Below are 13,102 nucleotides of genomic sequence, written 5' to 3' on the forward strand. Positions count from 1 at the left end.
ACGTGTAATGACAACGAAATTAACCTTAACTGTGCAAAAATCGACTATCGAAAAGGCTAAGTCCTATGCAAAGCATACAGGGAGAAGTTTGTCCGAACTGGTTGAAAAGTATTTAGAAACTATAACACTTGATGAGGAGACTATTGTTTCATCAAAGTTAAGAGGTATTGTAGGAGCGGTGAAACTACCTGATGATTTTGACGAAGAGACTGAACTTCGTGATTATTTTGAAGGCAAACATCTATGAAAAAGATTTTTGTTGATACCAATATCATCGTTGATTTAATTGCCGATAGAAAGCCTTTCAGTAAATTTGCTATTGAAATTTTTGAAAGAGCTGAGCGAAATGAGGTGCAATTATTTACCTCCTCTCATTCAATCGCAACAACGCATTATCTGCTTAAGAAACATCTAGAAGAAAAAAAATTAAGGGATGTAATCTATAACGTTCTATACTATATTCAGATTATTGCAATTGATCAAGATATTATTAAGAAAGGTTTGAAGTCAAAACATAAGGATTTTGAAGATGCGCTTCAAATGCTTTGCGCTTATAATATTGAAAAACTGGATTACATTGTTACCCGAAACATTAAAGATTTCAAAGATTCTGAAATTCCAGTTTTTCCACCAGATGAACTGCTTACAAAAATATAGCTTACATCAAAATCAGCATGGCTGCACTCATCGCAATCATGATCGCATCCTCAACAATGGTTACGGTGCTCATGGGCAGGTTAAACACAGCACCCAAACAGGCGCACTGAATCTTTTTCTTATTTAAAACACTTTCCAAAACACCAAGGATGCTTATTGTCATTACAACCAGCGTAACCCAATTTACAGCGGCAGGCGATAAGTTTAAAGCAAAAGACAATCCTAATCCAAGCTCGATAAAAGCATAGATATAACCCCATGCGTTGAATTTTTTAGCAACAATGTCGTACATGGCATAACTTTCTGCAAAAGCTTTCAGGTTAAGCATTTTAAAGAAAGAGAAGGTAAGGAAGAATCCGGCCATGAATATGCGCATAAATACCATAAAATTAATGCTGTTTCCCTGCCAGGAAACGACAAGTGATATGGCGGTAACGTATCCAAAAATTAATAAAATGGGTTTATAAGTTTCGGCCCACGATTTTGCTTCTTCTAATGTTTCGTTGTGATGGGCTGCAGAAATCTGATATTTACTATCTGATCCGCCCAGGGCTTGTTGAAGTGTATCTAAGCTGATGTGTTTATCCATACTAATGGTAGCCGAATTGGTGTCTTTCGAAACTTCGACAGCGGTTACATCTGGTAAAACGAGCAGATTACTTTTTACTTTATTTTCGCAACCGCCACAGGTCATGCCGGTGAGTTGATAGGTGTGTGTCATGATTAAAATCTTTATACAAATTTACCGCTTCATAGGGCCATAAGCGTTACAGAATAATCATAAAGTTTTATAGAATTTTATGTACTGACATGCTGTGAATAATCGTCGTTTCGAGCAAAACCAAGAAGTCTACGCATGCTCCCTTTCTCTATGATAGAGAGCGTTATTTCGTTTTTCATCATTAAGGAGTTAAGAAAATTAAGGTTCAGGTAAAAACAAGTTCTGTAACGATCTGTTCCTCCCTAAACCCTAAACCCTAAACCCTAAACCCTAAACCCTAAACCCTAAACCCCTGCTTATCCCACCAAAACCGAGGTCATGGTTAACGAACCGCCAACCGCTTTGTCATTAAAGAAAGAAACTTCTTCTTTATCGTTTTTCATGCCAAGCGTATAAATTAATGGTAAATAATGCTCTGGGGTAGGGATGGCCAGCATCGCATCGGTACCCAGGTTTCGATAATTAATTAAAGGTTGATGATCGCCGTTTGCAATTAAATTTTTAAACTTATCGTTCATCTCTATTGCCCAATCGTAACCGCCGCCATTAATCATTTCCCAGCTTAACATGCGCAGGTTGTGTACCATATTTCCGCTACCGATAACCAATATCCCTTTTTTGCGGAGGGCATAAATTTCTTTAGCAATTTCGTAATGCTGCTCAGGAGATTTGGTATAATCGATGCTGAGTTGTAAAACAGGAATATCTGCGTTAGGGTACATATGTTTAACAACTGTCCAGGTACCATGGTCCAAACCCCAATCGTGGTCTAAACCCACAGGAGTGGAATGGATTAAATTTGGTATTTCAGCGGCCAGCTTTGGATCGCCGGGCGCAGGATATTGAACATCGAAAAGCGCTTGTGGGAAGCCCCCAAAATCGTGGATGGTGCCTGGAAAATCCATCGCGGTAACAAAAGTACCATGAGTGTACCAATGTGCCGATACCACCAGCACTGCTTTTGGAACAGGGATATTCTTGGCCAGTTCTGCCCAACTCTGGCTAAACTCATTGTTCTCGATACCGTTCATTGGCGAGCCATGACCAATAAAAAGTGCTGGCATTAAATCCGTTTGAGGCAAACGCTGAGTGAAGTTCCTGAATTGTGACAGTGCAGACATCATGTTGTGGTTGGTCTATATAAATTTAAATAATCGTCCTCCTGAACTTGTTTCAGGATCTAATGAGAAAGATTCCGGGTCAAGCCCGGAATGCCGATATTATTTAGCTTGAACAAACTCCAGGTTTAATGTAATGGCAACATCTTTAGCCACACCAGCACCTGTTGGATCATATTTGATATTATAATCTAAACGGTTAATGGTTGTAGTCGCCCCAAATCCGGCTTTGGTATTACCTTGTTGATCTTTAGCTGTGCCGCCGTAAACCACGACAAATTTTACATCTTTGGTTACATCGCGGATGGTTAATTTTCCACTTAAAATGTAAATATTACTGACCTGCTTCGGAGATTTAGTTGGTCTTTTTTTAAATGATGTACTTTCGAACTTCATTGTAGGAAATTTCTCTACATTAAAAAAATCATCAGTCTTTAAATGACCATCCCTCATGTCAACACCCGTAGTAATGCTGTTTACATCAACAGTAAAGTTGATTTTAGCATCCGTTAAATCTGGTTTCGAAGCGGTAACCGTTCCATCGAATTTTTTAAAAGAACCGTCAACGAAAGAAATGCCCATGTGTTTAACCGAAAAATTAACAAACGAGTGCATCGGATCTATTTTCCAGCTGGTTTGTGCAAATGATGCCACACTGATTGAGGTAGCGATCAGAAATAAGAATAATTTTTTCATCAGTTTATAATTTAGTTTTAACTGTGATGAAGCTATCAGATTTTTCACCAATGTGGTTTGAAAAATCATGATGGTTTCATACCTAGTAAATTTATTTAAGCACAAAGTTATCACAGAATCAATCGGTTAGTCTTGATTTATGGTAAGAAATTGTTGTGGTTAATAGCTGATGGTCTTATGGTTCATGGCCAAAGGCTATCAACTATTATCTATTTAACCATTTACCATCTTACCTCTTCCATTTTACCTCTCATCATATCTCGTCAAGCATTTTCCTGCTGTCGGTAGATGCCGCTTTATAAACCGAAGGTGTAATTCCGGTTACTTTTTTAAATTGTGCTGACAGGTGCGCAACACTGCTGTAATTTAGCTGATAGGCAATTTCGCTCAGGGTAAGCTCGCCATAGGTAAGCATTTCTTTTGCTTTTTCTATTTTTTGCGCGATGAAATATTTCTCAATGGTTTGATTTTCTATTTCTGAAAAAATACTGCTCAAACTGGTATACTCCATTTTTACCTGCTCGCTTAAATAAGCAGATAGGTTAATTTTTAATGGCTCTTTGGTGTAATGGACCAGGTTAATAATAGCCGTTTTAATCTGCTCTGCAATCTGGGTTTTTTTATCCGCCAGCAGCTCGAAACCGAAATGGGTCAGGCGCTCTGCTATGTTGATTTTATCCTCCGAAGAAATATTTTCGACTAAAGTAACTTCACCCAGTTCAACCAATAATGGTTTAAAGCCAAGCTTTTCCAGCTCAGCTTTAACCACCATTTTACAGCGGTTGCATACCATGTTTTTGATATGCAGCTTCATTATTTTGATTTTATGGTTTCAGCAACGTCCCCGCAATCGAACATCATACTTCCATAATATGGATTTTCGATGTTTTCCTTTTCGTTTAACCAGCTTGCCTTAGCCATTGGGCAATGTTGAACGTAAACGGTTTTGCTATTAAATTTTAGACCCTTTAAGGTTTTAATCATCGCATAAGAAATCCCTTCAAAAGCTTTTCTCTGTGTTTTAATATCGTTAGAGCCCGCAAGCTGTGCCGCCTTACTTTTAATGATGGCTGCTTGTTCCATAAATACTTTGTGCTGATCTGCTGGTAAATCTTTATGGTTTACAGCATTTACCTTTGTTGATAAAATTTTTACTTTTTCAATGGCTAAGTTTTTTTTATCTGTTGCTAAGGCATTTTTTACATCGTAATAAGCCGTTAGTACCTGATTTAGGGTTACATCTGTTTTGCTTTGTGCGTAGGTGAACGCTGTTGTTGCAATCGTCATAATGGCAACTATTCCTAATATTTTTTTCATTTTTTTATTGCTTTTAATGGTAATGAAACGATCATGGTTTTATGTTCAGTTTAATATGAAAGCCATATCGTTTCATCTTTTTAGAGTTATTTTAAAACGTTAAAGAAATTAAATTCTGCCCGAAGCAGATACATGTTTTTGGTGTACCGGTTAGCCATGTTACCCGTCGCCTGAAAGCGATAGCCTAAATCGATGCGGGTGGTACTGTTCAAAATCACTTGTAGGGCAGGGGCGATATCCAAATAAGATTGGCCACTACCTGGATCGGTTTTGCCCAGTAGTTCTAAATATACGTTAAAGTTCGGCTGCTTATAATCTTTGTAAACTATGGGTAGAACCAAATAACCCGATGATAAACTGTACGAAAGCATTTTATCAGGCTGAGGTGTATTTAACCTCAAAACTTTGTCAGTAATGATGGCATCAGCATAACCCAGCGTTGCCGAAAGCGCTAATTTGTGCAAGAGCTGCGTGAAAATTAGGCCTGTTTGCCATCCCGTGTTATCTCCCTCTAAATTAATATCTCTCGTAAAATTAGGGCGGTTACTTGTGCTTATCCTCCCAAAAGCTGCGGCCCTGAAATGACTCTGGGCACCATCAAGGGATAGAAAACGATATTTCGCATATAAGCTTCCGCCTTCTAAACGAAATCGGCCATCCATATCAGACATAAAACCTTGAGCATGCATCATCAGGTTTTTATTAAAACCTATCATTACTTCCGGAATGGTTCTGCTTACAAAACCTGGATTATTGAACATGCCTTCGTTCGTAATTCTTACACCAATCGATTTGGTTGGCATATTACTGGCAGGTTCGGTAAATACATACAGTTCTTGTGCAAAACCATTGGTATAGGCGCCGATCATCATCAACGCCAATACGAATATCTTTCTCATCTTAAGAAAGAACTAAATGGTAAATGCGCGTTTTTTTTCCGTTAACTACACCGGTACCACTCGCGTAGGCATCAGAATTAGCGGTTGTGGCTTGTTTTTTAAATGCCGAACCAGAAATAAAGTTTTTATCAACCACACTGGCTTTTACCGTTCCGTTAAGTGTTTTGCTTTTAGCATTTACAAAACGGTACACAGTGCCATCAACCACTGCCTGACCTTTATCGTCTATTTTTACCTGGTTAAAATTGAAACTTGCCGTTAAACCACCAACCGAAAAACCAGCATCCTGAACCTTTTTGCGAACCATGTCGAGATTGATACTGGCATCTTTTTTAAAGGTTAAAACAAAAGTATTTTTGTTTAAATCGGGTTTTACACTACTGATAAAGTTTAGGGTTTCTAAGGATTTTTGTGTTGCATTCGAACACATGGAACAGGTTAAACCGGTTACCTGTAAATCTGCTGAAGATATTTGTTGTGCCGAAACATTAGCGGCGAAGAATAGCATAATGATGCTGAATATTTTTATTGCTTTCATGATTTTTTTGAATTAGAATAATTTTTAAGATGTCGTCTCCCTTGGATTCATTTCAGGGGGCACATAGCAAAATGGATGCTGAAACAAGTTCAGCATGACGAAGAGATTAGAAATCCTAATTCCTAAAAATGCAATTGAAAATATGCAACGCAACCCGCGAGGAGAGTGGCGGCGCTTTATTCGAAATTTTACTGAAAAACCTTGGGGTAATGTTGGTCAGAAATTCTAAAATCGGAGGATGAAGGAAAAGCTGGATAGAAAACAACTTCGGCATTTGTAACTGTGCTTCTGCCTGGTGACTATCTTTAACTTTTACCGTTACCTGGGTATTTTTGCAACATCCGTCATCTTTCTTTTCGGCCGGAATTTCCTCACAGAATTTGCAGGAAACTTCATTGCTAAAAAGTTTAACGTTTTCTAGTTTGCCTCCACAGAAATGGAGACTTAAAGCCAAACCCATAACACTAACTGCATAGAATACAGCCAAAGAAAGTGCTATTTTTTGTTTTAACTTCATTAATACAAAGGTAAAGTAAAAAATATCTAATAATGCTAGCAATTATTTATTGAATTTCATTTTTTAGCTTACTTTAGCCTTAAACACCAGTCAAATGAAGAAAATATTATTATTCCTTTGTGCCTTTTCAATACTTTCGGCTTTTGCAGCGAAGCCTAAAAACCAATATGTACGCATTAAAACCGAATTTGGAGAATGCATCGTTAGGCTATATAATCAAACGCCGCTACATCGTGATAACTTTTTGAAATTAACGAAAAAGGGCTATTACAACGGTGTTTTATTTCATAGGGTGATTAAAGATTTTATGATTCAGGGTGGAGATCCGGATTCTAAAAATGCAAAACCCGATTCCTTACTTGGAGAGGGTGGGCCTAAATATACCATTCCGGCAGAGTTTAATGATAGTTTGTTTCATAAAAAGGGCGTTTTGGCTGCGGCCAGAGAAGGTGATGATGTTAATCCGGCCAAGGCATCGAGTGGTAGTCAGTTTTACCTGGTTCAGGGAAAAGTTTTTACCGATCAGCAATTGGATAATGTAGAAGAAAAACGTCTGAAATTCAAAATTCCTGAGTGGCAGCGTGAGGTATATAAAACCATAGGCGGTACGCCTCATTTAGATCGGAACTATACCGTTTATGGCGAAATAGTGGTTGGCTTGGATATGGTTGATAAAATAGCGGTTCTGGCAACGGATAAAAACAACCGTCCCAAACAGGACGTGAAGATGGAAGTTGCAATATTGAAAAGAAGAGCGGCCAAGAAGTTAGAGAAGCAGTTGTTACAGGGATCTTTGAAAGATAAAATGATTATGGGGTCTTAAGTAATTTTTGTTAACAATTATCGTCATTTTGAGCGGAGTACAACGCAGTCGAGAAATCTATTGTAGATCTCTCCATTTCGCGAAGCTTCAGTCGAGATGACGATTTTTCTATAGACATCCATCTTCGATAACACGTTTCAATATTTATCTGTAAAGAACCAGAAATAAGTTCAGGCTGCAGGCTGCTTGAATCAATCACTAAAATAGCTTTCTGAGTACATATGATTAATTGAACTTCAATTACTAAGCATTTATTCAATTAATTTCTAAATTTACCGCCCACAACAATTGAAATTTACTGAATGAGAAGATCATGATAAACAGATCATATGTTACGAAAATCATGATGGCTTCATCGTTATCGAAAACACACTTAACTAAATGAAAATCATCTCCTATAATGTTAATGGGATTAGGGCGGCAAGTACCAAAAACTTTTTTGGCTGGCTACAGGCTACAGACGCTGATATGGTCTGTTTACAAGAGGTAAAGGCCTTGCCATTGCAGATTCCAGAAATTATTGCGCTGATTGAGCAGCTCGGCTACCATCATTATTGGTTCCCTGCTGAAAAAAAAGGATATAGTGGCGTAGCCATTCTGACTAGAATTAAACCCAATCATATCGAATTTGGCTGCGGTGAGGAATGGATAGATAAAGAAGGACGGATTTTAAGAGCCGATTTTGACGATTTTTCCTTGATGAGCCTTTATATGCCATCTGGCTCAAGCGGAGATGAACGTCAGGTTAAAAAGTATGAATTTATGCGTTTTTTTGATGTGTACATCGGAGAATTGCGAAAAGAGATCCCCAACTTAATTGTCAGTGGCGATTACAATATCTGCCATACCGCCATCGATATCCATAACCCTAAATCGAACGCCAATTCATCAGGTTTTTTACCAGAAGAACGGGAGTGGATGCAGTTGTTTTTGGATAATGGCTTTATTGATACCTTCCGTCATTTTAATAAAGACCCTCACCATTATACCTGGTGGAGCTATCGTGCGGGCTCTAGAGGGAAGAACCTGGGTTGGCGGATCGATTACCATTTAGCCACTAAGCCTATGGAAAACCGCCTGAAAAATGTTAAAATTTTACCCGATGCGATCCATTCGGATCATTGTCCGGTTCTTTTAGAGATCGATTAAGTATTTGGGTAACTGGTTAATTCGGCTAATTGTAACCAAAACCCGATTAACCAATTTATACCGTTTAAACAATTAACCTTCAATCTAACCAATGCTAATCACAAATATAAAAGGCCTCGTAGGCCTGCATCCCAAACACATAACGGTGCTCCGTGGCAATAACCTGGATCACTTACCTATTCTCGAAAATGCCTGGCTTTTAATTGAAGATGGCCTGATTAAAGATTTCGGTGAGATGGATAATTTTCCATCTTCCATTTCCCATCTTCCATCTTCCAGTGCTGAAGGCAGATACATTTTTCCTTCCTGGTGCGACAGCCATACACACATTGTTTTTGCGGCCTCACGCGAAGAGGAGTTTGCCATGAAAATCCAGGGAAAAAGTTATGAGGAAATTGCCGCTGCAGGAGGGGGGATTCTAAATTCGGCCAATAAACTCCAAAAAGCTTCGGAAGATGAGTTGTTTGAAAGTGCATCTGTGCGGTTAAAACAAATGATCCTCCAGGGAACAGGGGCCGTTGAAATTAAAAGCGGATATGGATTAACCACAGACAGCGAAATCAAAATGCTCAGGGTAATCCGCAGGTTGAAAGATCAGTTCCCGATTCCTATCAAGGCAACTTTCTTGGCTGCCCATGCTTATCCTGCCGAATTTAAGAACAATCATCAGGCTTACATCGATTTAATCGTTCATGAAATGTTACCTCAAATAGCAGCAGAAAAACTGGCCGACTATATTGATGTGTTTTGCGAAAAGGGATTTTTCTCTGTAGAAGAAACCGAGCAGGTATTAAAGGCGGGTGCAAAATATGGATTGAAACCAAAAGTACATGCCAATCAGCTTTCCGTTTCGGGCGCAGTAGAGGTTTCTGTGCAAAATAAAGCCATTTCGGTTGATCACCTCGAAGAAAGCGATGAAGAAACGATCCAAGCGTTAAGAAATGCTGATACCATTGTAACATTACTCCCTTCTTGCTCGTTTTACTTAGGTATTCCTTTTGCTGATGCCAAAAGTTTTATTAAAGCCGATTTGCCGGTTGCTTTGGCTACTGATTACAATCCGGGTTCAACACCTTCAGGAAATATGAATTTTGTGGTTTCACTGGGATGCATTAAAATGAAGATGTTCCCTGAACAGGCGATAAATGCTGCAACGTTAAATGGCGCAGCTGCGATGGAGATCAGTGAAAATTATGGAAGCATTACTGTTGGGAAAAAAGCGAACCTGTTTATAACTAAGCCGATGCCTTCCATAGCCTATTTGCCATATAGCTTTGGTGAAACGCAGATAGAAACGGTTATTTTAAACGGTGAAATTTATAATGGATAACCTTAAAATATATTCGCAGGGCGACATCGATCATTTAATTATCACTCGTGATGGTGAAACTAAACTGGGTGAAAGGGTTAATGTATACTCTGGAGATTCTTCATCAACGGCTGGAATTTCGGTAGAAGGATTAAAAGCCAGCAGCGCTAAATTTGTCCTTTTAGGTATTCCAGAAGATATTGGCGTGCGTGCAAACTTAGGTATTGCAGGTGCAGCCTCGATGTGGAAACCAGGTTTAGTGGCTTTTTTAAATATCCAGAGCAACCGCTTTTTAAATGGGAAGGAGGTCTTGGTTTTAGGGCATTTCGAAATCGATGAGCCTGAAGATTCTTCGCTAAAAGGTTTGCGCCACAAAGTAGCACAGATTGATGACCTGGTTTATCCCGTAATTGAGAAAATTGTAGCCGCGGGTAAAATACCTGTTGTAATTGGTGGTGGACACAATAATGCCTACCCGATGATTAAGGGTACTTCTTTGGCCCATAAAAGCCCTATAATGGTTTTAAATGTTGATGCACATGCAGATTTAAGAGAATTGGAAGGTAGGCATAGTGGCAATGGTTTTTCTTATGCGTTAAAGGAAAATTACCTGAACAGTTATTTAATGTATGGCTTGCATCAAAACTATAATAATGAAGCCATTTTAAATCAAATAGATACAAACCCAAAGCTTAAGGCTGTATTTTATGATGATATTTTAACTGGAGCTGATTTTACTAACCTGGTGAATGAAATAGGATCGGTTGCTGGTTTGGAGATCGATTTAGATTGTGTTCAAAATGTGCTTTCCAGCGCCGAAACCCCATCTGGTTTTGCGGTTAATGATATTAGAAAGTTGATTTTAACCAGTGCGAAGAAATTTTCTTATTTGCACCTCAGTGAAGGTGCCACCCGGATGCTGGATGGAAGGGTGAGTAAACTCACGTCTAAGCTGGTTGCTTATTTGGTAAGTGATTTTATTAAGGCGCATTAATCTAAGCGCGTCACCCTGAATTTATTTCAGGGTCTTTCTTGTTTTTATTAATTGAGAGGCTTATGCCCTGGAAGTAGATCCTGAAACAAGTTCAGGATGACGATTCACGGGGTAGCCTACAAATGCTCCGCTTCGTATCTTTCTCCTGCCTTTAACATCAGTTCGATTTGTTTCAGGTCTTCGGCGGTTAATTCTTCCTTTTCCTGTAACTCGAATACCGCAATCATATTGTCTTCGTATTGTTTTTCGGTTTTGATAACGATTTCTGGTGGCATGCTTAAAAATTTATAATTTCTGTTGGCGTAATGCAAAAATCCAATCTGATATCGTGTTCATTTACATCATCGATTTTTTCAATAGCAGGGTACAAAGATAAGCCTATTTTTTGAGCATTTATATGCTGTAAAAAACGATCGTAAAAGCCTTTGCCATAACCCACACGATAACCTTGCCTGTCAAAAGCTAAAAGCGGAACAACAACAAGATCTACCTCGCCCTCATGCAGGTTCCCCTTTTGCGGTTCGAGGATGTTATACAGGTTTTTCTTTAAATCGTTTACACCCAAATATTCATGATTGGTCATTAATGCAGTTTCAAAATCGGCTTTAGGTACAATGATTTTAATTTCGGGGTGATTTTTATTGAGCCATTCGATCAGTAAAAAAGTATTGGGCTCTTTTTTTTCTGTAATGGGTAAAAAGATATGTAAGGTTTTAATTTGGCTAAAATCGAGCGTTTTAAACTCATTTAAGAGCGCTTCGTTCAGGTTTTCGTATTCTGCGTCGCTCAGTAATAATCTATCTTTTAAGGCTTGCTTTCTGATTTCGGCTTTTAACATAATATTCAAATTTATGTTTTTATAACAAGATAGCGAAGCAGGTTGTTTTTACAGGTCTAAATGCAGAAACCAAAAAGCCCCTGAAACATTCACTTCAGGGGCTTTTCTTGTGTTCTAATCAAATTATTTTACGCGTTCAACGTATTCGCCGGTACGGGTATCAATTTTAATTTTATCGCCCTGATTTACAAACATCGGAACTTTCACTTCAACACCATTTTCTAATGTCGCCGCTTTTAGTGCGTTTGTAGAAGTATCACCTTTAACTGCTGGCTCCGAATAAGTAATTTCGAATTCAGCGAAGTTTGGTAATTGAGCCATAATGGCTTCTTCACTTTCCATAGAAACAATAATGTTCATGCCTTCTTTTAAGAATTTAATAGCCGAACCAAATAAAGCTTTCTCTACGTTAAACTGCTCGTAGCTATTATTGTCCATTACAACCAGATAGTCACCCTCTTCGTATAAATATTGGTAATCGTTGGTTTCAACGCGGCAGATTTCTACAGCCTCGTCGGTATTCATACGTGCTTCAACAATTCTGCCCGATTTAATGTTACGGAATTTACCAGTGTAAAATGCGCCGCCTTTTCCAGGTGTACGGTGATTCCATTCGTCAACAGTAACCAGTTCGTTGTTGATGCGAAGGATGTTACCTGTTTTAATTTCTGATGCTTTTGCCATATTGTATGATCCTAAATTGGATTTATATTTCAGTTTTTCGTGACGGCAAAGGTAAAATTATTTTGATAAAAACCTATAAAGCTTTATGGTATAAGGCTTAGGGTTTAAGGAGATTTAGAACCCCGGTTATACTATTTTACTCTTTCCATATATTCGCCGGTTTTAGTATCAACCTTAACCTTGTCGCCCTGGTTAATAAACAAGGGTACCCTGATTTCGGCTCCGGTTTCTACAGTGGCGTATTTTTGTGCACTGGTAGAAGTATCGCCTTTTACAGCGGGTTCAGAATAGGTAATTTCTAACTCTACACTGTTAGGGAGCTGTGCAACAATCGGTTCATCACTTTCAAAAGCGATGGTTACATTCATACCCTCTTTTAAAAACTTAATGGAGTTTCCGAAAAGCAACTTAGGGATGTTGTACTGCTCAAAAGTGTTGTTGTCCATCACCACTAAATAATCGCCGTCTTCATAAAGATATTGATAGTCGTTGGTTTCTACACGGCAAATGGTCACCTCTTCATCGGTACGGAAACGGTATTCTACAATTTTTCCGGTTTTTACATTGCGCATACGCGCCTGATAAAACGCCCTTAAATTTCCCGGAGTACGGTGGATGTACTCTTCTACACTTACCAACTCTCCGTTAAAACGAAGCACATTTCCGCTTTTTACTTCTGATGCCTTTGCCATTTTATAATAGTGAATATTGTTTTGTTAATTTTTGAGCACCAAAGTTAAAAAAATGAATGGATATTAGTAGTCTGCCAGTGAAGACCGTCTTTTAAGTAGATTACTTTCCGAAAGGTCGGGACAAGCTGTCGGCTGAAAAAGCCCTCTTTC

The 13,102-nt window shown here is 38.6% G+C and carries 18 protein-coding genes; 6 read left to right on the plus strand and 12 right to left on the minus strand.

Translation table 11 applies throughout. From position 1 onward, the window contains the following. Positions 1-7 precede the first annotated feature (7 nt). Both AC04QZ_RS10530 and AC04QZ_RS10535 read left to right on the plus strand, forming a co-directional pair. On the plus strand, positions 8-247 hold the full coding sequence (locus AC04QZ_RS10530) for a DUF6364 family protein (protein WP_478357733.1): 240 nt from the start codon (positions 8-10) through the stop codon (positions 245-247). Further along, positions 244-657: a type II toxin-antitoxin system VapC family toxin gene (locus tag AC04QZ_RS10535; protein WP_307524535.1), complete on the plus strand. Its 414-nt coding sequence runs from the start codon at positions 244-246 to the stop codon at positions 655-657. Before AC04QZ_RS10530 ends, AC04QZ_RS10535 begins: the two co-directional genes overlap by 4 nt. A 1-nt stretch (position 658) precedes the next feature. Here the strand turns inward: AC04QZ_RS10535 and AC04QZ_RS10540 are convergent, their stop codons facing one another. The 8 genes from AC04QZ_RS10540 to AC04QZ_RS10575 form a co-directional block, all read right to left on the minus strand. Continuing rightward, complete coding sequence (locus AC04QZ_RS10540; protein ID WP_478357734.1) at positions 659-1,378, minus strand: heavy-metal-associated domain-containing protein; 720 nt, start codon at positions 1,376-1,378, stop codon at positions 659-661. A 296-nt stretch (positions 1,379-1,674) separates the two neighbouring features. Then, positions 1,675-2,442, minus strand: coding sequence for a 4,5-DOPA-extradiol-dioxygenase (gene ygiD / locus AC04QZ_RS10545; protein WP_478357735.1), 768 nt, complete (start codon positions 2,440-2,442; stop codon positions 1,675-1,677). Positions 2,443-2,598: 156 nt separating this feature from the next. Continuing rightward, positions 2,599-3,192, minus strand: coding sequence for a YceI family protein (locus AC04QZ_RS10550; protein ID WP_478357736.1), 594 nt, complete (start codon positions 3,190-3,192; stop codon positions 2,599-2,601). 253 nt (positions 3,193-3,445) lie between these two features. Continuing rightward, entirely contained in the window at positions 3,446-4,006 is a 561-nt protein-coding gene (locus tag AC04QZ_RS10555; RefSeq protein ID WP_478357737.1) for a helix-turn-helix domain-containing protein, read from the minus strand. Continuing rightward, entirely contained in the window at positions 4,006-4,509 is a 504-nt protein-coding gene (locus AC04QZ_RS10560) for a DUF3347 domain-containing protein (protein WP_478357738.1), read from the minus strand. Before AC04QZ_RS10560 ends, AC04QZ_RS10555 begins: the two co-directional genes overlap by 1 nt. 86 nt (positions 4,510-4,595) lie before the next feature. Continuing rightward, positions 4,596-5,408, minus strand: a complete 813-nt coding sequence (locus AC04QZ_RS10565) for a hypothetical protein (protein WP_478357739.1) — start codon at positions 5,406-5,408, stop codon at positions 4,596-4,598. 1 nt (position 5,409) lies between these two features. Continuing rightward, a complete protein-coding gene (locus tag AC04QZ_RS10570; RefSeq protein ID WP_478357740.1) occupies positions 5,410-5,946 on the minus strand; it encodes a heavy-metal-associated domain-containing protein in 537 nt (178 codons plus the stop codon). A gap of 115 nt (positions 5,947-6,061) precedes the next feature. After that, a complete protein-coding gene (locus AC04QZ_RS10575; RefSeq protein WP_478357741.1) occupies positions 6,062-6,463 on the minus strand; it encodes an HYC_CC_PP family protein in 402 nt (133 codons plus the stop codon). A gap of 94 nt (positions 6,464-6,557) precedes the next feature. Between AC04QZ_RS10575 and AC04QZ_RS10580 the strand changes: the two genes are divergently transcribed. The 4 genes from AC04QZ_RS10580 to AC04QZ_RS10595 all read left to right on the plus strand — a co-directional run bounded on the left by AC04QZ_RS10580 (position 6,558) and on the right by AC04QZ_RS10595 (position 10,738). Further along, positions 6,558-7,286 (plus strand): peptidylprolyl isomerase, encoded by a 729-nt coding sequence (locus AC04QZ_RS10580; RefSeq protein WP_478357742.1) that lies wholly within the window; start codon positions 6,558-6,560, stop codon positions 7,284-7,286. A gap of 381 nt (positions 7,287-7,667) precedes the next feature. Continuing rightward, positions 7,668-8,435: an exodeoxyribonuclease III gene (locus AC04QZ_RS10585; protein ID WP_478357743.1), complete on the plus strand. Its 768-nt coding sequence runs from the start codon at positions 7,668-7,670 to the stop codon at positions 8,433-8,435. A 91-nt stretch (positions 8,436-8,526) separates the two neighbouring features. Then, positions 8,527-9,765, plus strand: coding sequence for an imidazolonepropionase (gene hutI, locus AC04QZ_RS10590; RefSeq protein WP_478357744.1), 1,239 nt, complete (start codon positions 8,527-8,529; stop codon positions 9,763-9,765). Continuing rightward, positions 9,758-10,738 (plus strand): formimidoylglutamase, encoded by a 981-nt coding sequence (locus tag AC04QZ_RS10595; RefSeq protein ID WP_478357745.1) that lies wholly within the window; start codon positions 9,758-9,760, stop codon positions 10,736-10,738. The genes hutI and AC04QZ_RS10595 overlap by 8 nt, the downstream gene beginning before the upstream one ends. A 116-nt stretch (positions 10,739-10,854) precedes the next feature. Here the strand turns inward: AC04QZ_RS10595 and AC04QZ_RS10600 are convergent, their stop codons facing one another. The 4 genes from AC04QZ_RS10600 to efp (AC04QZ_RS10615) form a co-directional block, all read right to left on the minus strand. Further along, on the minus strand, positions 10,855-11,013 hold the full coding sequence (locus AC04QZ_RS10600; RefSeq protein ID WP_478357746.1) for a hypothetical protein: 159 nt from the start codon (positions 11,011-11,013) through the stop codon (positions 10,855-10,857). Between the two features lie 2 nt (positions 11,014-11,015). Continuing rightward, the gene (locus AC04QZ_RS10605) at positions 11,016-11,576 is read right to left on the minus strand and encodes a 5-formyltetrahydrofolate cyclo-ligase (RefSeq protein WP_478357747.1); all 561 of its coding nucleotides are present in this window, start codon (positions 11,574-11,576) and stop codon (positions 11,016-11,018) included. A gap of 123 nt (positions 11,577-11,699) precedes the next feature. Beyond that, positions 11,700-12,260, minus strand: a complete 561-nt coding sequence (efp, locus tag AC04QZ_RS10610) for an elongation factor P (RefSeq protein WP_086548521.1) — start codon at positions 12,258-12,260, stop codon at positions 11,700-11,702. Positions 12,261-12,391: 131 nt separating this feature from the next. After that, a complete protein-coding gene (gene efp / locus AC04QZ_RS10615; RefSeq protein WP_055904075.1) occupies positions 12,392-12,952 on the minus strand; it encodes an elongation factor P in 561 nt (186 codons plus the stop codon). Between the last annotated feature and the right edge of the window lie 150 nt (positions 12,953-13,102).

The sequence above is a fragment of the Pedobacter folensis genome, from assembly GCF_056490665.1.